This window comes from Symbiobacterium turbinis, assembly GCF_055383075.1.
Map to the genome: position 1 here is coordinate 2,223,912 of NZ_AP042433.1, position 23,060 is coordinate 2,246,971.

At 62.7% G+C, this 23,060-nt stretch carries 15 protein-coding genes and 1 riboswitch; of the genes, 2 read left to right on the top strand and 13 right to left on the bottom strand.

Annotation, left to right across the window (positions count from 1 at the left end):
• The 7 genes from ACZ45O_RS10595 to ACZ45O_RS10625 all read right to left on the bottom strand — a co-directional run bounded on the left by ACZ45O_RS10595 (nt 1) and on the right by ACZ45O_RS10625 (nt 12,863).
• Nucleotides 1-1,956, bottom strand: a complete 1,956-nt coding sequence (locus ACZ45O_RS10595) for an alginate lyase family protein (protein WP_464857716.1) — start codon at nt 1,954-1,956, stop codon at nt 1-3.
• Nucleotides 1,957-2,099: 143 nt separating this feature from the next.
• Complete coding sequence (locus ACZ45O_RS10600; protein ID WP_464852864.1) at nt 2,100-4,250, bottom strand: bi-domain-containing oxidoreductase; 2,151 nt, start codon at nt 4,248-4,250, stop codon at nt 2,100-2,102.
• A gap of 131 nt (nt 4,251-4,381) precedes the next feature.
• Nucleotides 4,382-5,614: an O-antigen ligase family protein gene (locus ACZ45O_RS10605; RefSeq protein WP_464852866.1), complete on the bottom strand. Its 1,233-nt coding sequence runs from the start codon at nt 5,612-5,614 to the stop codon at nt 4,382-4,384.
• A complete protein-coding gene (locus ACZ45O_RS10610; protein WP_464852867.1) occupies nt 5,611-6,672 on the bottom strand; it encodes a hypothetical protein in 1,062 nt (353 codons plus the stop codon). The genes ACZ45O_RS10605 and ACZ45O_RS10610 overlap by 4 nt, the downstream gene beginning before the upstream one ends.
• 215 nt (nt 6,673-6,887) lie before the next feature.
• Complete coding sequence (locus ACZ45O_RS10615; protein WP_464852869.1) at nt 6,888-8,774, bottom strand: polysaccharide biosynthesis protein; 1,887 nt, start codon at nt 8,772-8,774, stop codon at nt 6,888-6,890.
• A gap of 486 nt (nt 8,775-9,260) precedes the next feature.
• Nucleotides 9,261-11,057, bottom strand: a complete 1,797-nt coding sequence (locus tag ACZ45O_RS10620; protein ID WP_464857718.1) for an ABC transporter ATP-binding protein — start codon at nt 11,055-11,057, stop codon at nt 9,261-9,263.
• Between the two features lie 6 nt (nt 11,058-11,063).
• Entirely contained in the window at nt 11,064-12,863 is a 1,800-nt protein-coding gene (locus tag ACZ45O_RS10625) for an ABC transporter ATP-binding protein (RefSeq protein WP_464852871.1), read from the bottom strand.
• A gap of 341 nt (nt 12,864-13,204) precedes the next feature.
• A riboswitch (FMN riboswitch) is annotated at nt 13,205-13,380 on the top strand.
• Between the two features lie 145 nt (nt 13,381-13,525).
• Here ACZ45O_RS10625 and ACZ45O_RS10630 point away from each other — a divergent pair.
• Together ACZ45O_RS10630 and ACZ45O_RS10635 are read left to right on the top strand one after the other, a co-directional pair.
• Complete coding sequence (locus ACZ45O_RS10630; protein ID WP_464852873.1) at nt 13,526-14,101, top strand: ECF transporter S component; 576 nt, start codon at nt 13,526-13,528, stop codon at nt 14,099-14,101.
• Nucleotides 14,102-15,115: 1,014 nt separating this feature from the next.
• Nucleotides 15,116-16,117: an ArsR family transcriptional regulator gene (locus ACZ45O_RS10635; protein ID WP_464852875.1), complete on the top strand. Its 1,002-nt coding sequence runs from the start codon at nt 15,116-15,118 to the stop codon at nt 16,115-16,117.
• Between the two features lie 18 nt (nt 16,118-16,135).
• Here the strand turns inward: ACZ45O_RS10635 and ACZ45O_RS10640 are convergent, their stop codons facing one another.
• From ACZ45O_RS10640 to ACZ45O_RS10665, 6 genes are all read right to left on the bottom strand, one after another.
• Nucleotides 16,136-16,768 (bottom strand): response regulator, encoded by a 633-nt coding sequence (locus ACZ45O_RS10640; RefSeq protein WP_464852876.1) that lies wholly within the window; start codon nt 16,766-16,768, stop codon nt 16,136-16,138.
• A complete protein-coding gene (locus ACZ45O_RS10645) occupies nt 16,743-17,963 on the bottom strand; it encodes a sensor histidine kinase (RefSeq protein ID WP_464852878.1) in 1,221 nt (406 codons plus the stop codon). Before ACZ45O_RS10645 ends, ACZ45O_RS10640 begins: the two co-directional genes overlap by 26 nt.
• Before the next feature lie 25 nt (nt 17,964-17,988).
• A complete protein-coding gene (locus tag ACZ45O_RS10650; RefSeq protein ID WP_464852880.1) occupies nt 17,989-18,729 on the bottom strand; it encodes a LiaF domain-containing protein in 741 nt (246 codons plus the stop codon).
• A 301-nt stretch (nt 18,730-19,030) separates the two neighbouring features.
• Nucleotides 19,031-20,536 (bottom strand): UDP-N-acetylmuramoyl-L-alanyl-D-glutamate--2,6-diaminopimelate ligase, encoded by a 1,506-nt coding sequence (locus ACZ45O_RS10655; RefSeq protein WP_464852882.1) that lies wholly within the window; start codon nt 20,534-20,536, stop codon nt 19,031-19,033.
• Between the two features lie 192 nt (nt 20,537-20,728).
• Nucleotides 20,729-21,175: a DUF4870 domain-containing protein gene (locus tag ACZ45O_RS10660; RefSeq protein ID WP_464852884.1), complete on the bottom strand. Its 447-nt coding sequence runs from the start codon at nt 21,173-21,175 to the stop codon at nt 20,729-20,731.
• Nucleotides 21,176-21,275: 100 nt separating this feature from the next.
• A complete protein-coding gene (locus ACZ45O_RS10665; RefSeq protein ID WP_464852886.1) occupies nt 21,276-23,024 on the bottom strand; it encodes a phospho-sugar mutase in 1,749 nt (582 codons plus the stop codon).
• Nucleotides 23,025-23,060: the final 36 nt, after the last annotated feature.

A 23,060-nucleotide genomic window follows, 5' to 3' on the forward strand; every position in this document is an offset into this window, starting at 1 on the left:
CTAATTGGCCAGGTTGGCGAGTTGACTGAACTCACCAGAGCCAACTAGTTGTATGACAGATTCTGCGTTCCAGGAACAGTGCTCGAGAAAGGCCCGGACTGTCGCAACGGGACCGATGCACGTCACGAACCGCACTGTCTTGCCGCTAACCGTACTTGCCAGCGACCAGACCGGGCTCCGTTGGCCATAGTACAGTGAATGCCAGCCGCGGGGCGACTCTTCATCTCCATAGGCCCAGTCGAGTTCGTGATCTCCGGTACATAAAACCTCTATCCTGATCTGGTGGGCGATCGCACCTGGCAAGGTCACGGTCGCGCCAGATTGGTCCCGCTCCATCGGAAGATCGCCGAGGAGCCAGTGAAGCCGATATGTGTGTTCCGTATTTCCTTCGTTATTCAGGTGGTCGATCACAACGTATAAGTCGTCCACCAAGACGACCTGCCGTCGGTGCACGACCGGCCTATAGCCGTAATGCTCACCCACAAACCTAGCGTGGCCCGGTCCGCTCGTGAACTCGAGACACCTGGCCTTCGTCCACCCCATCCACATGAAGCGGGGCCCCTTCTGCATCTGATCCTTGCCGTCCACGGAAACAGTGTTGTGCGCTTGCGTTCCGACGAAATAGCCAGCCCATGGTGGACGAAGGTTGTAGGAGAACGTGCCGGGGTCAAGCAGCAGGTTCTGTCCGTGGTACCAGACATCCAGATGAAGCATGTCTGCCTGCGCCGGTCGATGTTTGTGTGTGGTGCAACGGACAAAGGCATGGGTGGATGTGCCCCGCATGGTGTAATAGCCCCCGTCGGGAAACGCCTTTCCCTCAACCCAGGCATCTCGTAATGGCGAATACGGCTGTTCGAGAGCAGCCGTTCCCAACAGCCACATCGCCTCTTCATCCCAGGGTCCTGGTTCGTACAGGCGTCCCTCCCCCAGCGCCAGGCTCAACGCCTGAAGTGCTGGGCGATAATCGAGGTAATCACAAGATGACAACGGCAGAATCAGAGCACCGTCGTTGGGTCCATAGTTAGGTAACCTTCCTGTCGAAGGGTCTTGAAGGGCAACCAGGAGCCCCAATAGTCTGCGGGCCCGGTCCATAACCACGACAGGCAGGGTAAGCTTGTTCGCCCGGGCGACGGCAATCGTCCAGGTGAGCAATTGAACGACAAGCCTGGCATAATTCGTTGAGTTCTGGACATAGGCCCCGTCGTCGTATACCTGCCAACGGAGTTCGTGTTCAAGCCAACGAAGCCCGAGTTTCTGCCACCGTTTGGAATGGGGAAGATACGGAAACAGAGTACCTACCGTAAACAGAGCAACGGCTTCGCTGATCGCATGATTGTTGCGGACGCACTCCGCAGCATACCAGTGGACTTTCTCTACATGGTAAGCGTGGTACCACAGTTGGGTGATCAAACGCGCAATACGTTCGGGGGTTGTCACCGAGCTGTTCCGAAAGGAATAGAGTCCAAAGATCCAGGCCAGGCAGCGCAGAGACATCTCCTGCGCGCAGCGCCAATTGGGCCCGAGTTCTGGGGGATTGCAGTTGACCCAATCGTCAACTTGACTCCAGAACGTCTCGCCAAAAACATCGTCGCCGGTGATGGCGTAGGCTCGACACAAAGTAAATGCATGTCCGAAACGAGACGGTTCCCAAACCTCTTTGACGTCTCCCATATGGGGCGAAAGGTCTGGAATGGCGGACCAGTGCCGATCCGCTGGCCATCTTACTCCATCCTGCCCGTGTAGCCAATCTGGCGGATGTCCTACGTGTACCCACCTGGCGTTGAAGAACCGTATCTCGCCGCGTAGAATCCGCTGCGCATCTTCCAGAATCGATTCCCGGCTGTTGAGAAGACACACATCCTTTGCTTCTGGAAAGCGTCCGCTCTCGGCATTCCACTTCTCCACCAACCACTCCTGAAGCAGTCCAGTATCCAGCCCACACGACTTGGCCAGCATCTCCTGCAAGTCAACAACGGGAGGTAGACTGCGCCGGAATCCATACCGGAGTTGAACTTCATACCAGAAGCGGTAGGCTGCCCAACGCAAACCGCTTTCGCCAAGGATGGACACAATATCTCGGACTCGCAAGGCCATCCCACCTATTGACTTCGAATGGCGTCCACGACATCAAAGCTAACCCGTGTCACTTCGACAATCTGTTCAAAAGGAATGGGAGACTCTTGGCCTTCCTGGATTGCTCTAGTAAAAGCAGCAACCCCCGCGACATGCCCCTTATCCTGCGTCCACAAGGTCATCTTCCGAAAGCCGGGCCAGCCGTATCCCGTCATTCGGCGGAAATTGTCGAGTTGAAGTACCCGGCTGGCACAGAAGACCTCCAGACGCTCCTTGGGGTATGACTTGTGGCCGTTAGCGAGGTAATGCACTGTCCCAAAGGAACCGTCGGCAAACTGCAACGTAAAGCTCACTTTATCCTCCGGGTTGCTCACACCAGGGGCCCGGCCCATCATGGTCGCCTGCACACCCGTGATGGGATGCCCGACCAGGAAGCGCAAGAGGTCTATGAAATGACATCCCTCTCCGATGATCCTGCCGCCACCCACTGTTGGATCCTGAGTCCAGTGTTCCGGTGGTATGTAGCCTGCATTCACCGTCATGATGAGAGTTTTCGGTTCGCTTACGGCTGAGAGCAGGGCTTTCATCTTCAATACGTGAGGCGCAAAGCGACGGTTAAACCCAATACTCAATATGGGAGGGTTCTTCATACTTCGCGTCATCTCATGAACGCGCACAACTTGCTCAAGTTGTTCCCGGTTAATTGCCAACGGCTTCTCAACAAACACATGCTTCCCAGCTTCAAGCGCCTTGCAGACAAGATGAGCGTGACTATCATGCCGGGTGGTGATCACGATGGTGTTTATGTCCGGATTCGTGAACAGGCTATCGGTATCGGTAGTGGTCTCACGGAAGCCGGCCTTGCGGCCAAGATGGAATCCGCTCACACCTCCGGTTGAGGCAATCGTGTGGAGATCAGCAGAGGTCTTCTGAAAAGCGGGGACAAGAATCTGGCTGGCAAAGTTACCAGCCCCGATGAATCCGACGACCGGCTGAGAGGATTTCGCTCGTGGTCGGACAGAGAGTTGTACATGAGTCTGCCGAAGCACTGACTCGGGCCTTTCCGCCGCGGTCGGATATTGCAGCAATACCCCCAGAGAAGGCTCATTGCTGGTGATCAACGCATAGGCTTCTGCAGCTTGCTCAAAGGGAAAGCGATGTGTAATCAGGGGTTTAACATCAAGCCGGCCAGAGGCCAGCATATCCAACACAGCTTCAAAATTACGCTGCTCTGTCCACCGCACGAAGCCGATGGGATAGTCCTGCCCTCCTTCTTCGTAGGTTGGATCGTAACGACCCGGACCATAAGAACACGAAACTTGGAAGGAAAGCTCTTTTTCATAGAAGTCCGCACGGGAAAGTTCTAGTCCGGTGACGCCGACGAGAACGATGCGGCCGCGCTTTCGGCACATTACCGCAGCCTGGTGAACGGGCTCGCTGCTCTTGGTGGCGGCCGTAATAATCACACCATCTACACCGCGACCACGGGAAAATGTACGGGCGCGCTCAATCGGGTCTTCACCCGCTGATAGGTCAACTGTCTCGACGCCGAAGCGCTGAGCCAGGGCTAGCTTCTGGGAGTCGAAGTCAATCCCAAGTACCCGACAGCCGTGAGCGCGCAACAGTTGAGCGGTAATCAGGCCGATTAGGCCCATACCAGTGACTACGAAAGCTTCGCCTAGCGTGGGTTCTGCCAGGCGGATGCCCTGCAAGCCAACGGCTGCTACTACGGTAAATGCAGCCTCCTCGGGATCAACTCCGCTGGGAACCTTGGCACAGAGATTCTTGGGCACAGAAACAACTTCGGCATGACCACCATTCGATACCACAAGGTCTCCCACTGTGAACTCGGTTACACCGGGTCCAACGTCAAGAACCGTTCCGACGTTGGAGTAACCCATCGGAATCGGTTGGTCAAGTTTGTTGAAAACTGCATTGACGGTCGGTATTACTCCATCGGTCTTAATCTTGTCTATTACCTGTCGCACCTTGTCTGGTTGCTGTGCGGCCTTTGAGAGATAGTTCGATCTACCGAACTCCACCAACATCCGCTCTGTGCCAGCTGAAATGAGGCTGGTTATCGAGCGAACTTGGATATAGCCAGGCCTAGTCCTGGGAATCGGAACCTCGGCGATTTCGGTTTTCCCTGTTCTAAGAGATTGCAGCAGTTGGCGCACGAGTCATCCCCCTTATCTCACGGAGTCGACTGGAGGAGTTCGATACAGTTAAGATCCTCAACAGCCCAACACAGACACGATTCAGACTTCACACACTCGCCAGCACTTCCGGTAAATCTACAGGCAAACACCTATGGCTCAGGGACGATCGTAGTTCTTCGCGGAACCGCGGGCAAACTCAACACTACCGCCACCATAATAAAGAGGAGTAGGTTGTATGAAAGTACTTTGTGTACAGCAAAGAAGAGGCTATACACAAACAAGCTGACTAGTAAACTGGCGTACGCGTTATACAGATCATTCCCCGTCATGTCGGAGTAGCGCAAGAACCCCCTGAACAGGGAATAGTACAGAGCGCCGGAAACCCCAACGCCCAGGATCCCGGTATATACCAGCAGATAGACCACGACGTTATGTATGTACGTTCTCAGATCTCCTGCCGCTGTCACAAACGGATAGCCCGATCCTATCCCGAATATGAAGTCAAACACTCCTCCATCTAGCCACTGATGTATGGCCGGAACCCACTCGCTAAGTATACGGCCGTTATCTGCGGACAAGCGTGTCCGCACAATCATAGCCTGAGACAAAGCTCTAACGTGAGGAATAGAAAAAAGGAGGCAGAGTAACGTGGTTAGAGGCACCACAACTTGCTTAACAATCCTACCGGTCTCGAAACGCCCGTGAACCCGAGACCGCAGAATCAAGTACGTAGTTATGCCAACAAAGATAGCCAACACCTGCGCTCGTGTTTGTGTGCTAAAAGCTGCTACTATCGAAACGAGTGAAGCCGCCGCGCCAAAGACACGCAGCATCAACCTCTCGCGCGAAAACACGATGGGTAGGGGCAACACTGCGGACGCCAGGAACAACGGAAGAACAAGTCTTAGGTCATTCCACGTCGTTCTATTCATAAGCAGGGCATCTACTCTTGCAATCGGCGTTTTTGCAAGAAACAGGTATAACATATAGGCCGCCTGCAACAGCCCTATAATCATCAAGATTATGGAACACTGTTTTGCTTTGCCGCGAAAAGCCAATCCCACTGAGACTAGTGGTAAGAAAACTAGGTATGGTATGATCGACCTGAAAACGCTTTGAGGGCTTGCTCCTTTGACTAGCCCTACAAGGGCGGAAATGATCCAAACTATTGCATACAACCAAACTAATATCAGGACGTGAGACGTGTTGTCGTTCCGGGTAATCTTTCCCTTACGGAGAATTACCACCACTGACAACCCTGTAATTGCGGCAACGACAAGAACCATAGTCATTTCGATAGGTCCTATGCCGTCCGGAGCAGGCTGCCCCACGAGTGTGAGCCCACCTAGTAGCGTCAACAGGCCCGTGATCAAGAAATTCACGATGACTCCTCCTGGGTAAACTGATTGCAAGCCATCGCCAGTATGCGACTTTGCACCAGGGGACGTAGAACCATCCATATCCATAAGCCCAGCAATACTCTTAGTCGTACCGTGACAAACAACACAATCGCAAACACCAAGTCCGTCAACCCGAAAAGGAATACTGTTCGAGTAGGTTGAGACAAAGTGTTAAGTCTGTAATACAATACTCTAACTCGAGACTCAACGGCAAAGCCGACAAGAAACATAGCTGCAAATTGTCCAAGAACCACCTTCTGATCTTTAACTTCAAGAAGGCACATAAAGAACCCGATCAACGCTATAACTGGAACGAAACCACTGGACACCAACGATTGCTTGGGGCCCCAGCCTTCTTTGGCCCATTTTTCCAACTGAGACCCAATATATGTATCTACGAAGATCCCCTTCAGAGATCTAAACACGCGCGTCAATAACGCAAACGCCGACAGGTATCCCTCTCCAAGCGCGAGAAATGCCGATCGCAATATAATTTCGGCTAGTTGCACACCGAGAGTGGACATCAAGTGTCTCAAGAGCATAAGCACGTTAGTATGAGATTCCGAATACCCAGGTGGTCTTGCCGTTTCGGTTTGATCCTTGATCCAGAGAAGAGACACCAACTGTAAACCTGGGACAGCGGAAAACATCAAGACAATAATTCTAATCGGATCTGATGGTGCGAATAAATTAATGAGCATAATCCCCGGGATATAGATTATGTTCGGAAGCACACCAACAAGATGGGCAGGCAGGAATCTGCCAGCCCTCTGCTTATAAGTGATCACAAATGACAATAGGACCTGGCAGATCCCCCCTGCCAGCGACAGAATAAATAAATGTAAGTCAACAACCTCAAATGCCCACCACAACACTCCACCAACTACCAGGGAAAAGGCCGCTGATGCGCTCGCCAAAAAGATGAGAACCTGTTTGAAACTCGCATGTCGGACCAGGCTGAGTCCAGTTAGTCGGGCGGTTTCACTCAACAGCGACACAGTAAAGATGGTTGACAGGTACACTTGCAGTCGATCGTTCACCGCAGTTAGTCCAAAGAGGCCGACTAGGAGAAACTCCCTAAGAACTCCCAATATCACACTGGCACTTGATAGGATAACTGCCAGCGAATATACGCGACTGATTCCTCTCGACTTTCTCACAAATAGCTTGCCTCGCTTAGCGCACGCTGGTTTCAGAATACGACCACTATCATATCACACTGCAGGAATTTCCCGGTTCAATCCTCCAGTGTGATTCACACTCGGTGAATCGGTGCTGACACTGCAGTTCGGTCACCTACACGTGATGTCGCCTCGTTGACGAAATGCCGTACCCTGCGCCTGAGCTCATCGGCACTAATCGTCCGGCACGTCACATCACATTCGAGTCTTCGGACGACCTCTGACACTTCGTCATACGGCAACACATCGGGGCGTACGACGTAAATCCGCTCATGCCGAGTCGCCTCTGCCCCTTCCTCTGCCGTCAGGAGTTCCTCCAACAGCTTTTCCCCGGGCCGAATCCCTGTAAACACGATCGGAATGTCCACATCAGGTTCGAACCCGGATAGGCGAATTAGGTCTCTTGCCAGATCGACAATCCTCACAGGCTCCCCCATGTCCAGCACAAATACCTCCCCACCCTCGCCCATGGAGGCCGCCTGAATCACGAGTTGGACTGCCTCAGGAATGGTCATAAAATATCGCATCATCTCCGGGTGTGTCACGGTCACCGGCCCACCGGCAGCGATCTGTCGCCGGAACAGTGGAATCACGCTCCCACGGCTACCTAGCACGTTACCAAAACGCACCGCAACAAAAGCTGTTTCGCTTTGCGCATTGAGCGACTGAATGATACACTCCGCCGCCCGCTTGGTCGCGCCCATCACCGACGTGGGATTGACGGCTTTATCCGTCGATATGAGGACGAAGCGCTTCGCACCGAACTCATCAGCTGACTTGGCTACGTGCAAAGTGCCAAAGATGTTATTCTTGATTGCCTCCGCTGGGTTCTCCTCCATCAGCGGCACATGCTTATGCGCCGCCGCGTGGAAGACGACCCCCGGACGGAACTGCTCGAACACCTGGCGAATACGGGTCTCATCCTGAATATCAGCGATGATCGGCCTCAACTCTAACTCCGGATGCGTCTCCCGCAACTCCAGGTGAATGTCATATATCGAGTTCTCCCCGTGCCCCAACAGTAAGAGTTGCCGGGGTTGAAAGCGCGCAACTTGCCGACACAGTTCGGACCCAATAGAACCTCCGGCTCCCGTAACAAGAACGACCTCGTTCGTCAGGTAAGCCGCAATGGCCTCCAGGTCGAGCTTCACCTCTTCGCGTCCTAGCAGATCCTCAATTTGCACGTCCCGGATCTGGCTCACCGACACTGAGCCGCTTACCAGTTCGTAGATACCCGGCACTGTCTTCACATGCAGGCCAAGCTTCCGTCCAGCTTCTACCAGCTCTCGTACAACGCGACCACCAGCGCTGGGCATGGCGATAACCATATGGGTCACCCTATAGCGCCTTACCACCCAGTCCAAGTCCCCCCGAGTGCCCAGCACCGGTTTCCCGGCCACCCGCAGATTCTGCTTAGCGAGGTCGTCATCAAGAAAACCTACCAGGGTTGCATCCAGCTCAGGGTGCTTGGCATATTCCTTAGCCAGCAGCACGCCCGCATCTCCAGCGCCCACGATCAGGGTACGCCGCCTCGCCTGCTCAGCCCGCCGGGCGAGCACAAGCAAATCATGCCGTAACCGGACAGCCAGCCGCACCATACCGAGCCCGGCCACGTTTAGGAACCAACTGATGACAAAGACACTACGAGGAAATCCCTGGTTCGGCAGCAGATAGATAATTGTAGCCCACGCGACGGAGTCCAGGGATACGGCTCCCAGCAGGCGACCCAACTCCGGAATCGAGGCATAACGCCAGAGTTGGCTGTAGAGACCACAGGCCCAATAAATCAAGAGGCGCGCCGAAATGATCAAGGGCAGCGCGCGGACCAGCGTCGCCACATACTGCGCTGGCACTTCGCGCCCATCCAGGGCAAAGCGAATTACGAACGCAATAAACGGCGTGCCCACGGTAATGATCACATCGATGACCCGTAGCAATACGGTGCGCCAATAACTCTTCATAATCTCATCTCCTGCGGTCTGCGGCCAGCAACTCGCCCCTCAACCCGCCTCGCCTTCCTCGTAAGCATGCCAACAGCGCCGCAGCCGGCCTCAAACTTGTCTAGGAGAGGCGGAAACTGTGCACTTAACAGCATTCAACATTTTGGCTCTCCTTTGCCGGCGCGGGCCAGTGCTGGCCGCGCAAGTCTGAAGGAGAGCGTTCCGGTTGACATTATGGGAACAGTCACGACCGAGCTTGGTGACGGCGCTTGGCTGCTGGAAGGTAGTAATGACTCATGCTTGTACCATAGCTTTAGTATTACGCCGAGCCGTTATCTTTGTCCTGCCGTAGTAGCAACGCTGCGCCATCAACGCTTGGACAATTAACTGGATCTCGAAACCGTTTGAGCCTCTTGCATCGGCTACACCCTGGCAAACGATGCGGCCCCCCGATGGAAGAGCAGTTCCTCGGGGGGCAGTTCCATATTCGTAAGGCGTGCAAGCGACCTAGCCAACCCCCTCCCACTGCCCCCGATACATCCTCGCATACCTCCCCCCCAGGGCCAGCAGCTCCGCGTGCCGCCCCTCCTCCACCACCTGCCCGTCCTCGATGTAGTAGATCCGGTCCGCCGACCGAATCGTCGACAGCCGGTGCGCGATTACAAACGCCGTCCGCCCCCGCAGCAAGGTCTGCAGGGCCTCCTGAATCACCGACTCCGTGTGCGTGTCAATGTTCGACGTGGCCTCATCCAGAATGAGCACCGCCGGGTTGGCGCAGAGCGCCCGGGCGAAGGCGATCAGTTGCCGCTGCCCCACCGAGAGCTTCGCCCCCCGCTCGTGCACCTCCGTGTCGTAGCCCCGCTCCATCCGCACGATGAAGTCGTGGGCCCCCACCGCCCGGGCGGCGGCCTCCACCTCTTCATCGGTGGCGTCCGGTCGGCCGTAGCGGATGTTCTCCCTGATGGTGCCCGAGAACAGGAAGGTGTCCTGCAGCACGATGCCCAGCTGCGACCGCCAGGAGCGCTGGGTCACGGTGCTCAGGTCCACCCCGTCCACCAGCACCTGCCCCTCCTGCGGCTCGTAGAACCGGGCCAGCAGGTTGATGATGGACGACTTCCCCGCGCCGGTCGGTCCCACCAAGGCGACCGTCTCACCGGGCTCCGCCCGCAGATTGATGCCCTTCAGCACCACCTGACCGGGCTCGTAGCCGAAGACCACGTTCCGGAACTCCACCCTGCCGGCGACCCGGGGCAGGTCCCGGGCGCCGGGCCGGTCGGCGATCTCCGGCTGCTGGTCCAGGAGCTCGGCCACTCGCTCGGCCGAGACCACCGCCGCCTGGAACACGTTGAACACCTGCGACAGGTCGCGGATGGGCATGAAGAAACGGTTCAGGTAGAGGATGAAGGCTGCCACCTGGCCCACCGTCACGTCGGCCGTGCCGCCCCGCAGCAGGACGCCGCCGTACCAGAGCACCAGGGTCACGCCGAAGGCCGAGACCACCTCGATCGATGGCATCATGCTCGCCCAGACCCGCACGGCCCCCAGGTTGGCCTGGCGGAACCGTTCGTTGATATCGTCGAACTCCTGCTGGTTGCGGGCCTCCCGCCCGTAGGCCTGGGTGACCCGGATGCCGGCGATGGCCTCCGCCAGGTGGGCGTTCAGGTCCGCCGCCCGGCGGCGCATGGTCATGAAGGCGTCCCGCATCCAGCCCCGGAAGATCCGCAGCACGACGAGCAGGGTCGGGATGGTGATGAAGGAGACCAGGGCCAGCCGCCAGTTCATCCAGAGCATCGTGCCCATGATGGTCACCAGCACCAGCGAGTCGGCGAACAGGCTCACCAGGCCCGAGGAGACCAGCTGGTTGATGGCATCCACGTCGGACATGAGCCGCGACATGATGCGGCCGGTGGCCATGCTGTCGAAAAACCGGAAGGAGAGCCGCTGCAGGTGGCGGAACATGCGGTCCCGCAGGTCGTAGATGATGGACTGTCCCACGAAGGAGACGATGTAGGTCTGCCCGTAGCTGGACCACCAGTTGAGCAGGGCGGTGGCCAGAAAGGCCAGGGCGACCAGGTCGAGCCCGGCGGGATCGCCGTCGGCGACGAAGCGGTCGATGGCCACCTGCGTGAGGTAGGGCCCCACCAGCCCGGTGAGGGCGGTGATCACCATGAGCAGGACGCCCAGGCCGAGCTTGGGGAGATAGGGCCGGATAAGGGAGCCGAGCATCCGGTAGACCCGGGGGTCCACCTCGCTCAGCTTCACATCGTAGTCGTCGAGCCGGAAAGCGCCGGGGCCGCCGCGCATCGCCACCTAGACCACCTCCTCCACGGGCCGGAGCTGCAGCTCGTAGATGCGCCGGTAGAGCCCGTCCCGCCGGATCAGCTCATCGTGGGTGCCCCTGGCCGCGATGCGGCCGTCCTCCAGCACCAGCACCAGGTCGGCCTTCATCACGGTGGAGAGGCGCGAGGCGATGATGAAGGTGGTCCGGCCCGCCATCAGCCGGTCCAGGGCCTGCTGGATCAGCCGCTCGGTGGCCACGTCCACGGCTGAGGTGGACTCGTCCAGGAGCAGGATCGGAGCATCGGTGAGCAGGGCCCTGGCGATGGCGATGCGCTGCTTCTGCCCGCCGGAGAGCCCCACGCCCCGCTCCCCCACCACGGTCTCGTAGCCCTCGGGCAGGCTCTGGATGAAGTCGTGGATCTGCGCCGCCCGGGCCGCCGCCTCGATCTCCTCCCGGCTGGCGTCGGGCCGGCCGTAGGCGATGTTCTCCCGCAGCGTGGTGGAGAAGAGGAAGGTCTCCTGCGGCACGATGGCGACCTGCCGCCTGAGGGAGGCGAGGGTCACGGCGCGCACGTCCACGCCGTCGATGAGCACCCGCCCGGCCGTGGGGTCGTAGAAGCGGGGGATCAGGCGCAGTAGGGTGGATTTGCCGGATCCGGTCAGCCCCAGCACCGCCACCTTCGTGCCGGGGGAGACGTCCAGGTCGATGTCCTGCAACACGGTCACGCCGCCGGCGTAGCGGAAGGAAACGCCCTCGAAGGTGACCCGTCCTGCCACGCGGCCGGGGCGGGCTCCCGCCGCCGCGCTGCCGGCGCAGTCCCCCTCGGTTGAGGCCGCCGCCTCGGCGATGTCCACCGCCCCGGGCCGGTCCGCGATCTCGACCGGCGTGTCCAGCAGGGCGAAGATCCGCTGCAGCGCCGCCGCCGCCCGGGTGAAGTGCGAGATGGCCATCCCCAGCATCCGCACCGGGCCAACGAGCTGCGTCACGTAGGCGTTGAAGGCCACGAGCGTGCCCACCGAGATCGCGCCGTCAATCGCCCGCCGGCCCCCGTACCAGAGCACCGCCACGGCGCCGACGGCGGTGAGGAAGTTCATGTAGTTGGTCCAGAAAGCGCTCAGCCGGATCGCCCGCAGGTTGGCCGCCTGGAAGGACTCGTTGGCTTCCCGGAAGCGGGCGATCTCCCCCTCCTCCCGGGCGAAGGCCTTCACGACCCTCACGCCGGAGATGTTCTCCTGCAGGGTGGCCGAGAGGTGGGCGGTCTTGGCCTGCACCTCGCCCCAGGCCGCCCGCGATCCCGCCTGGAACCGGGCGATGGCGTGGACCAGCAGGGGCAGGAAGAGCAGCGACACGACGGCCAGCCGCCAGTCCATGAGGAACATGGCGACCACCACCGCGGTGATGGAGCCCAGGTGCGTCAGCCCGTTGACCAGGGCCATCCCGGCGGCCATGCGCACCGCGTCCACATCGGCCGTGGCCCGGGACATCAGCTCACCGGTCTGCGCCTGGTCGTAGAAGGCGAAGGAGAGCCGCTGCAGGTGGCTGTACACCTGCGCCCGCAGCCGGGCGACGACCCGCGTGGAGACGAGCTCCATGGTGTAGCGCTGGCCGAAGCGCAGCCCCCCCTGCACCACGGCCACGCCGATCACGGCCAGGGCCCCGGGCACCAGGTACTGCCACTGCCCGTCCTCCAGCACAAGGTCGGTGACGAACCGGATGATCTGCGGCTGCGCCGTGCTGAGGAACGAGACCAGCGCGATCTGGACCAGGCTCAGCACAACCAGGGGCAGACCGGGCCGGTACAGGGGCCAGAGCCGCTTGAACAAGTGCATGCCCGCTCACCTCTAATGAGAGTTAACAGCACTTAGGAGAAACTATCACCTAAGGCGGAATCCCACCTAAGCCGCACAGTCTTAGTATAGCCGCGGCGGAGAATGATGGGCAATATCAATAACACACACCACTGACTGTTTTTTGCGTGAAGTGCTGAGGCGCCCGCAGCGACACGATCTGGCGCTGCGCAGCCAGGACCTTCCCGGCAACTGCCCGGCCCGATCACCTGGTCGCGCTCGGAACCTCGTGGCGCTAAGAAGTTTCTGTATAGTGATATTTCACCCATATCCAGTCTCACAGGTTGCATCTGGCTCGTGACCGTGGTATCATACTAACCAAAGAGCGCCTTCAGGGCAGGGTGAGGCGGCAGTGCCGCCAATTCCCGACCGGCGGTGATGCTCCCCGCAACGCGGAGGAGACGAGCGCCGCGAGCACCGCGCTGCCGCAGGCGGTGCGGATGCAGACTCCGGTGAGATCCCGGGGCCGACGGTATAGTCCGGATGGGAGAAGGCGAGAGAGGCAGCCCTGCGTCCGCAGGGGGGCTCTTTCTTGCTGTGCCCGCAACCAACACCCCGGAAGGCCTCCGGGGTGTTTCTGTTTGCCCCGGGGAGGGGTGGGTTGCGGCTCTCCAGGGCGCAGATCAAGAAGGAGTGGATGGGAGATGCGCAACGAACGTCTGCACCGGCTCGTGATGATCGGCATGTTGGGCGCCATGGCTTTCCTGCTGATGTTCTTCGGCCAGATCTACGTCCCGCCATTTGCGGAGTTCCTCCGCTACGACCCCGGCGACGTCCCGGCCGTGGTGGCGACCTACACGCTCGGTCCCGGCGCCGGTGTAGCCATCCAGGGGATCAAGATCGCCCTGTTCATGCTGTCCGGCAAGAGCAGCGCCGGCTGGGTCGGCGGGCTGGCCAACTTCGTGGCCGGCGCGTCCCTGGTCATCGCCGCCGGGATCTCGCACCGGCTGTTCGACCGGGCGGGACTGAAGCACTGGGGCTGGACCTTCCTCTCCGCCGTCATCGGCACGGTGATCATGGCGGCCATCTTGATTCCGGCCAACGCACTCTTCATCTACCCGCTGTGGGGGATGCAGGGCGCCGCTGCCTGGGCCGGTGCGCTCACGCTGTCTACCCCATTTAACCTGTTCAAGGGCATGCTGTCTACGAGCATCAGCCTGGTCTTCTACCGGCGTCTGGAGCCCTTCCTCCTGGGCCGTGCGGCAGATCGAGTGGCATAGTGAAACAGGGGGCTGTCCCAAGCAGAATCATCTGCTTTTGGGACAGCCCCTTTTTTGGCGCCCTTGCGGGCGCCGGCCCGCCCCCACCGGCCCCGAGCGGGCCGGTGGAGGCGGTTGACTGTTTTCCTTACTAGATCGACCTGGCACCAGCTCCGCCTTTCCGGCCATGACCACACCTCTGCCTCGTTCCCTGGTCCAACCCGTTGCCATCCAGTTCCGGGCAAAATGTGCACCCACCGCCCGCAGTCTACTGCACATTCTGCCTCCTCACCGCTCCCCACGACCTCCCAACCGAACCCCGCACCGGCTCAACCGCCCGTCTCAGACTGCCCCCGGACCAGTTCCGGGCAAAATGTGCACCCACCGCCCGCAGTCTACTGCACATTCCGCCTCCTCACCGCCCCCCACGACCTCCCAACCCAACCCCGCACCGGCTCAACCGCCCGTCTCAGACTGCCCCCAGACCAGTTCCGGGCAAAATGTGCACCCACCGCCCGCAGTCTACTGCACATTCTGCCTCCTCACCGCCCCCCACGACCTCCCAACCCAACCCCGCACCGGCTCAACCGCCCGTCTCAGACTGCCCCCAGACCAGTTCCGGGCAAAATGTGCACCCACCGCCCGCGGCCTACTGCACATTCCGCCTCCTCATCGCCCCCCACGACCTCCCAGCCAAACCCCGCACCGGCTCAACCGCCCGTCTCAGACTGCCCCCGGACCAGTTCCGGGCAAAATGTGCACCCACCGCCCGCGGTCTACTGCACATTCTGCCTCTCGCCGCCCCCCCACGACCTCCCAGCCGAACCCCGCGCCGGCTCAACCGCCCGTCTCAGCCTGCCCCCAGACCAGTTCCGGGCAAAATGTGCACCGATCGCCCACGGCCTGCTGCACATTCTGCCTCCTCGCCGCTCCCGGAGACCTGCCAACCGGCCCCTCGAACGGAATGAGGGGATTCTAGTCAGGGATGGCAGGAATTCCCAGGAAAAGGGTCGAACTCGTATTCGGGTGATGTGAATGGGTATGCTGTATCGCCCGAGCCAGATCAAGGTGCCGGGTCTCATCCTCCTTCACGACCAGTTGTCTGCGTCGGCCAAGGTGTTATGGGCAGCGCTCCAGTTGCACCCGAACAGTCAGCAGGAACTCCAGGACCTGTCCGGTCTTTCCCGCAACAGCATCAAGCCTGGTCGAGATCAGCTTCAGCGACTCTCCCTGCTCAAGCCCCTGGTATGGACCAAAGGCGGGTATGCCTTCCTCCCGGTCGACCTTCTCAGCAGTCGTGGGGTTAACGCCCAGGCGAAGATAACGTACGGCGCCATCCAACTCTGCCCCGTTTTCTTCGACAATCGAGTGGAGACCACGGTTGACCAACTGGCTCAACTGACAGGCCGGGACCACAAGACGATTCGAAGAGCCCTGCGAAGTCTGGTCGAAGGGGGCTGGATCGAGATCCACCGCCCCAGGAGGACGGGCCCGTTTCGCATCATCGTCCGCAACCCCCACCTCGAAGCCCAGCGGCATGCCATCGCCGCGATCAACCGCCGGCTGCAGAAGGCCCGCCATCGCGGCGAGGCCCTCATGCGAGAGTGGCTCACCCTGCTTATCGACCTCGACAACTTCGAAGACGACGCCTCTCCGGGTTTTCTCGTCAACCCCTACACGGCCGAAGAGCTGCAGATCGACCGCCTCTACCCGCCCAACGTCGGCTTCGAGTTCAACGGCCCGCAGCATTACGGCCCCACGGCGCTCTACCCCGATGAAGAAGAGGCACGCAAGCAAATGGGCCGGGACCTGATCAAGCAGGCCATCTGCATGAATCGGGGCATTCACCTGGTTATTGTGCACGCCGCAGATCTGTCGCTGGAGGGCATCCTTCGGCTGATCCCCGACTGCCTGCCCCTCCGCAACCTCAACGGCCAGGAACTGGTCATCGCCCACTTAGAATCCCTGAGCAGGCCCTACAGGCAAAGAGCCCTCCTTCCCTTGCCCATGCCCAAGAAGAACTCCCCCGGGGCCTGAAACCCCGAGGGATCCCCGCTACACCAACTTATTCTGCAGCGCATATATCGCCAGCTGCGTCCGGTCCTGCAGGTGCAGCTTTTCCAGCAGGTGCGACACGTGCGTTTTCACCGTGCGCTCACCGATGAAAAGCCGCTCCCCGATCTCCTTGTTCGACAGCCCCTGCGCGATCAGCCGGAGGACCTCCATCTCCCGCGGCGTGATCTCATCCACCCCCGGCTTGGGCCTGGGCGGCGCCGTCAGTTCCTGCATCATCCGCTGGGCGGCGACCGGGTGCAGCGTGGGCTGGCCCGAAACCGCCTTCTTAATGGTCTCCGCCAGCTCCTCCGCGGCGATGTCCTTCAGCACGTAGGAGAGCGCCCCGGCCCGGATCGCCGGCACCACCAGCTCATCGTCGGGCATCGAGGTCAGGACGATCACCTTCGCCTCCGGATGCGCCGCCAGGCAGCGCTTCGTTCCCTCGATGCCGTCCACCCCCGGCATGATCAGGTCCATCAGGATCACGTCCGGCTTCAACTCGGCCGTGAGCCGTGCCGCCTCCTCGCCGTTCTCCGCCTCGCCGACGATCACGATCTCCGGCTCCGTCGAGAGGTAGATCTTCAGCCCCTCGCGCACCATCTTATGATCATCCACGATCAACAGGCGAATCACCCGGTGCCACCTCCTGACCGTCCTGCGCCTGTCGCTGCTCTTCCGTGCCGCCCTCACCCTCAGGCCGCGCCGGCGGCAGGATTGCCAGCACTTCCGTTCCCTCCCCCGGCGCGCTGCGCACCTGAAGCCGGCCGCCCAGGGCGCTCATTCGCTCTCTCATCCCCAGGAGCCCCACCGCCGTGGGTCGGATGCCCGCGCGCTTGTCGAACCCGACCCCGTCGTCGGCCAGCAGCAGCCGCACCTCGCCGTCGTCCCCCCGCTCCAGCACCACCCGGACCCGCTTCGCCCGGGCGTGCTTGGCGATGTTGTTCAGGGCCTCCTGGGCCACCCGGAAGAGCGCCTCGCCCTGCGGGCCACGCAGCCGGAGGGCCTGGTCGATCTCGTCCTCCACTGCCCACGACTCCCGCTCCGCCACCCTCTTCACGTACTCCGCCAGGGCCGGCCCCAGCCCCTGCTGCTCCAGGGTCGTAGGCCGCAGCTGCAGGATCAGCTCCCGGATCTGGCTGTGGGCCGTACGGGCCAGCTCCTCCAGTGCGGCGAGCTCGCTGGCCAGCGCCGGATCCACCCCGGCGGCCCCGCCAGAACCACCGCCACCGCTGCCTGCACCGGCGCCACCGCCACCCGCAGCGTCACCACCGCTGCCCGCACCGGCGCCACTGCCACCCACAGCGTCACCCCGCACCGTTGCAGCCACCGCCCGCTTCCGCGCTGCCGCCGCACGCAGCGACAGCACGAAGAGCTGCTGATTCACCGTATCGTGCAGGTCCCGCGCAATCCGGGCCCGCTCCTCCAGCGCGGCGCCCCGGCCCGCCTCCTCGGCCAGCAGCCGGTTCTGCTCCGCCAGGCGGGAGAGCTGGCCCACCGCCTGCTCCAGGTAGGCGGCCATCTGGTTGAGCTGCGCCTCCAGCTCGCCCAGCTCGTCCAGTTCGACCACGGGCAGCCGGGCCGAAAGGTCCCCGCGGCTGATCCGCATGGCCAGGTCGCCGGCGTTCCAGAGCCGGTGCTTGATCTCCCGGGCCAGCCGGAACCCCCAGACCGACGCGATCAGCCCGCCCACCAGCCCCGTGCCCACGCCCGCGAGCAAGGCCCGCTGCAGGGGCAGACCGTAGGCCGTGGCGGCCCAGACGCCCGTGGCGGCAAGTATGCTGCTGAGGAGCCCTGCGGCGAGGTTGATGGCAGACAACCGCCACTGCATCCCGATCGATCGCCGCTCTTCCATGTCAGAAAACCTCGAAGTCCGATGTCGGCACCCGCTCGATGGTCACGGAGCCGATGCGCACCGACGCGTCGATGATCAGCTCCGCGTGCGAACCGGGCACGTATGCCTCCCGCTCCAGGTGGATGAAGCCCACCCCGCCTCGCTCTTCGCCCAGCACCTCCACGGTCCCGATGGTCGCCCCCGCCCGTGCGCGCACCGTCACCGTATCGGGCACCTTCACCACCGTATCCCCGATGCCCTGGCTCACCTCGATGCGGTGCGTGCCCGGCGCGATGACCGCGGTGGTGAGGTCAATCTTCAGGTCGCCCACGAAGGTGTGCAGGGTGATGTCCCCCTCCAGGCTCCAGGGGTCCCGGCCATAAGAAAGGTCGCCGACCATGTGGGACTCCATCCGCCGCCTGGTCGACCCCGTGTGCACCTTCACGCCGCGCCCCACCAGCATGGAGAGGCCCAGCGCCACCAGCAGGAGGGGCCAGCCCTTCCCGGCGATGTCGCCGCCGGTGACGGTGGTGACGCCCGACCGCGAGAGGATGGAGAAGGCGCCGATCGCCGCCAGCCAGAGCCCCAGGGCCAGGTTGAAGAGATCGGGCCTCCGGCGCGACAGGCCGTCGCCGGCAATGGTCAGCCCGCCCAGCACCGCCACCACCGACCAGAACGAGAAGCCGGTGGCCACGCCCAACGACTGCAGCAGAAACAGCGTCCCCAGCCCGACAAGCAGCAGTCCCCATCCGTACTGCCGCATGTGCATCCACTCCTTCCGCTTACCCTGGCTCCATCCTACCGCAGACGGCAGAAGGCGGGCAGGTACGGGAGTGCGAAAAAGGGCATCGTACCTGAGTACGATCTGCACTCAGGCCCAATGCCCCTGCGCGCATGGTCCCGCACATACGCACAACGCCCCTGCGCGGATGGCCCCGCACACACGCACAACGCCCCTGTGCGGATGGTCTCGCACGTACGCACGACGCCCGTGCGCGGATGGTCCCGCACGCACGCTCCTGCAGCAAAACGCCCGCACGCCGCTGCCCGAATGTGCCCCATCGCTACGCCCGCACGCCCCGGGCCTCCTCCCGGGCCCGGCTCTGCAGGGCGGCCACGGCCTCGGCAACGTCGCCCCGCCAGGTGGTCGGGTGCTGCACCTCCAGCTCGGTCTCCTGCCCCTTGCCGGCGATGAGCACGATGTCGCCGGTGCGGGCCATGCGAATCGCCTCGTGAATGGCCTCCACCCTGTCCTCGATCAGGAGGATCTCCACCTCGTCCCGCGTCACGCCCGAGGCGATCTGCCGGGCGATCTCCAGGGCGTCCTCGGTGCGGGGGTCCTCCTCGGTCAGCACCAGGACGTCGCAGTATTCGCCGGCGATCCGCCCCATGTCGGGCCGCTTGGTCGGATCCCGGTGGCCTGCCGAGCCGAACACCATGATGATCCGGGAGCCCGGCTCCTTCACCCTGACCACGTCGGAGAGCAGCTTCTCGAAGCCGTCCGGTGTGTGGGCGTAGTCCACCACCACCGTGAAGTCCTGCCCCTCGTCAATCCGCTCGAAGCGGCCGGGGGCCCCCTTGGCGGTGCGCAGGGCCTCCGTGGCGGCCTTCAGGCCGAAGCCCAGGGCCAGCCCGGCGCCCACGGCCGCCATGGCGTTGGCGATGTTGTAAGTACCGAAGAGATGCGGCGCCTCCACGTCGGCCTGGCCGAAGGGCGTGATCAGCCGGTAGCGGGAGCCGCCGGGGGTGAGCTGCACATCCACCGCCCGGACGTCTGCCCCCTCGCTGAATCCGTACGTATAGAGGCGGACGCCGGCGGGCAGATCCTCGATCAGCCGGCGGCCGTAGGGGTCATCGATGTTGACCACGGCGGTCGCGCCGGGCCGCAGCTGGCGGAAGAGCCGGGCCTTGGCCGCGTAGTAGCCCTCCATGTCGCCGTGGTAGTCCAGGTGCTCGTGGGTGAGGTTGGTGAAGACGGCCACGTCGAACCGGCAGTGGTCGGTCCGCCGCTGCTCCAGGGCGTGGCTCGAGACCTCCAGCACCGCGCCGTGGGCCCCGCGCCGCAGCATCGCGGCCAGCAGCCGGTGAATCGTGTGCGGCTCGGGGGTGGTGTAGCCCGCCTTGTCCTCCAGCAGCTCCCCGCCCAGCATCGTGCCTGCGGTGCCCATCACGCCCATGGTCCGGCCGGCCGCCCGTGCGATGGCCTCCACCAGGAAGGCGGTGGTCGTCTTGCCGTTGGTGCCGGTGATGCCCACCATCTTCAGGGTGCAGGAGGGGTAATCGTAGAAGCGGTCCGCCAGGGCGCTGAGGGCCCGCCGGGCGTCGGGCACCACGGCCGCGCCGATGCCGTCCGGCACCGGACAGGGGCGCTGGGTGACCACGGCGACCGCCCCGCGCCGGATGGCATCGGGGATGAACTGGTGCGCATCCACCTGCGCGCCGGGAATGGAGACGAACAGGTCGCCGGGCTTCACCTCGCGCGAATCCGCGGTGATGCCGGTAACGGTGACGTCGGGGGCCGCCAGGACCTGGGCCGAATCCAGGGCCGACAGCAAATTGACGAGTTTCAACGGTAGTCCCTCCTGCACATTGAAGCCCTGATTATCTAAGCCTCTTTCGACATAACGACGGCGCATCCTGTCGATCGAGGCCGGCAAATGGGGGACGTACCGGGATTGTATCCAGCGGCAACATAAAACATACCGCCGAAAACGCCCGCCCGGCATCTGCCGGACGGGCGCCTCGGCGGTTTCTTGCACCTGCTAGACGTTGAGCCGATCGACGAACGCGCCGATCACCGGGTAGGTGTACTCCTCCCCCTTCTGTGCCCGCAGCAGGCCCATCACGGCGCAGACGATCGCGCCGATGCCGACCACGAGGCCGATGAGGCCGAACAGTCCGGCGATGGCCACCGCACCCCCCAGGGCCCCGAGAGAGCCGGTCGCCGCCGCGCCTACGGTGAACATCGCCGTAATGAGGAACAGCACGAAGGAAAAGGCAAAGAGGAAGACCTGCAGCCCCGCCGCCTGCTTGGCGTGGCGCACCACGAACGGACTCTTCGATTTCCAGACGAAGTAGAGCACCACCGACGCAATGGCCGCCACCCACCCCAGGTAGCTCAGCGGCCCCAGAAACGCCGAGAGGCCGGTAAACAGCACGAGGCCGTGGGCGATCATGCCGTAGGTGCGGTCCTCCGAACCCGAACTCATCCCGATCCCCCCTGCCGACTGTTAGCGAGAACGCACCCGCCAGAGTCCATCATCCGACCCCGCCGGCCCGCGCTCAAGCTCATTTTTCTATCATTATTCTTTAGTCAGCAGATTCACCACTCCTGCCACCGAGCCCCATTTGCGCCAGCGCATCGGCCATCACCCGGTCCCGCAGGGCGGCGGCCTCGGCCTCGCCCGACCCCACCACCGAGACGTAGACCTTCAGCTTCGGCTCGGTGCCCGACGGGCGGACCATCACGAAGCCGCCGTCGGCGAAGCGGTAGTGCAGCACGTCCGCCCGCCCCAGGCGGAGCGGGTAGGTGCGGCCGGTGGCCACCTCGACACCCGTGCCCGCGGCGTAATCGTCCCGACAGGCCACGGGCACGCCGCCGAACGCCGTGGGCGGATCGGCCCGCAGGGCCGCCATCAGGGCCGCGATCCGGGCCTGGCCGTCCCGGCCCGGCAGCGTCACGTTGTGGAGCCCTTCCTGGAAATAGCCGTACCGGCGCCAGATCTCCTCCAGCGCCTCGAACAGGGTGCGGCCCCCGGCCTTGTGGCGGGCGGCGGCGTCCGCCACCAGCAGGGCGGCCATCACCGCGTCCTTGTCCCGCACGAAGGTCGCGCCCAGGTAGCCGTAGCTCTCCTCGAAGCCGAAGAGGAACTCGTGGCTGCCGGTCTCCTCGAACTCCCTGATCTTGTCGCCGATGAACTTGAACCCGATGTGCGTCTCCAGCAGGGTCACCCCGTACGCCCGGCAGAGCGGCGCGACCAGGTTGGTGGTGGCCAGGCTCTTGATCACGGCGCCGTTCTCCGGCAGGGTGCCGGATTCCGCCCGTGACCGCAGGATCTGGTCGACCAGAATCGCCCCGATCTGGTTGCCGGTGAGGGCCCGGTAGCCGCCGGCCCGGTCCCGGACCAGCACACCGAGCCGGTCGGCATCGGGGTCGGTGGCCAGGATCAGATCGGGCTTGCCGGCCGCGGCGTGGCGCAGCGCGATCTCGTAGACCTGCGGCTCCTCCGGGTTGGGCTGCGCCACGGTGGAGAAGTCGGGATCCGGCGCCGCCTGCTCCGCCACCACCTCCGCCGGGAAGCCGGCCCGCTCCAGCACGGTCCGCACCGGCCGGAGCCCCGTGCCGTGCAGCGGCGTGAACAGGACGCGCAGGGCCTGCCGCTCGGCCGGCCCTTCTGCCACCAGGTCCAGGAGCCGCCTGTAATACGCCTCGTCCACCTCCGGCGGCACGGGCAGCAGGAGCCCCCGGGACCGGGCCGCGGCCTCCGCCATCGGCCGGATCGCGCGGATGTCGCCCACCGCCTGCATGGCGGCCCGGATCTTCTCCGCCCGCTCGGGCGGGACCTGGCCGCCGTCCTCCCAGTAGACCTTGTAGCCGTTGTATTGGGGCGGGTTGTGGCTCGCCGTGATGACGATGCCGGCGATCGCCCCCAGCTCCCGCACGGCGAAGGAGAGCATCGGGGTGGGCCGCAGTTCGTCCCACAGCCGGGCGACGATGCCGTTGGCCGCCAGGGTGAGGGCCGCCTCCCGCGCGAACTCGGCGGAGCCGCGGCGCGAGTCGTAAGCGATGACCACCCCCCGGGCCTGCGCCCCGGGGCCCGACGCGCGGATAAGGTCCGCCAGCCCCTGCGTGGCCAGGCGGACCGTGTAGCGGTTGATGCGGTTGGTCCCGGCCCCGATGACCCCCCGCAGCCCGGCGGTGCCGAACGACAGCATGCTGCCGAACCGGTCCTCGATCTCCCCGGAGTCGCCCGCGATGGAGGCCAGTTCCCGGCGAGTCTCCTCATCGAAGTAAGGATCCTGACTCCAAAGCTCGTAGCGTTCGCTGGCGGTGGACATGAGAGAAGTCCTCCCTGTTCCATAAGTTGCCCCGTT

Bases quoted from the DNA above. Each gene is read 5' to 3' on its own strand.
- ACZ45O_RS10595 (WP_464857716.1), bottom strand. From the start codon at position 1,956: ATGCTGGCCAAGTCGTGTGGGCTGGATACTGGACTGCTTCAGGAGTGG.
- ACZ45O_RS10615 (WP_464852869.1), bottom strand. From the start codon at position 8,774: ATGAAGAGTTATTGGCGCACCGTATTGCTACGGGTCATCGATGTGATC.
- ACZ45O_RS10620 (WP_464857718.1), bottom strand. From the start codon at position 11,057: ATGCGCGGCGGCCCCGGCGCTTTCCGGCTCGACGACTACGATGTGAAG.
- ACZ45O_RS10625 (WP_464852871.1), bottom strand. From the start codon at position 12,863: ATGCACTTGTTCAAGCGGCTCTGGCCCCTGTACCGGCCCGGTCTGCCC.
- ACZ45O_RS10630 (WP_464852873.1), top strand. From the start codon at position 13,526: ATGCGCAACGAACGTCTGCACCGGCTCGTGATGATCGGCATGTTGGGC.
- ACZ45O_RS10635 (WP_464852875.1), top strand. From the start codon at position 15,116: ATGGGTATGCTGTATCGCCCGAGCCAGATCAAGGTGCCGGGTCTCATC.
- ACZ45O_RS10645 (WP_464852878.1), bottom strand. From the start codon at position 17,963: ATGCAGTGGCGGTTGTCTGCCATCAACCTCGCCGCAGGGCTCCTCAGC.
- ACZ45O_RS10650 (WP_464852880.1), bottom strand. From the start codon at position 18,729: ATGCGGCAGTACGGATGGGGACTGCTGCTTGTCGGGCTGGGGACGCTG.
- ACZ45O_RS10660 (WP_464852884.1), bottom strand. From the start codon at position 21,175: ATGAGTTCGGGTTCGGAGGACCGCACCTACGGCATGATCGCCCACGGC.
- ACZ45O_RS10665 (WP_464852886.1), bottom strand. From the start codon at position 23,024: ATGTCCACCGCCAGCGAACGCTACGAGCTTTGGAGTCAGGATCCTTAC.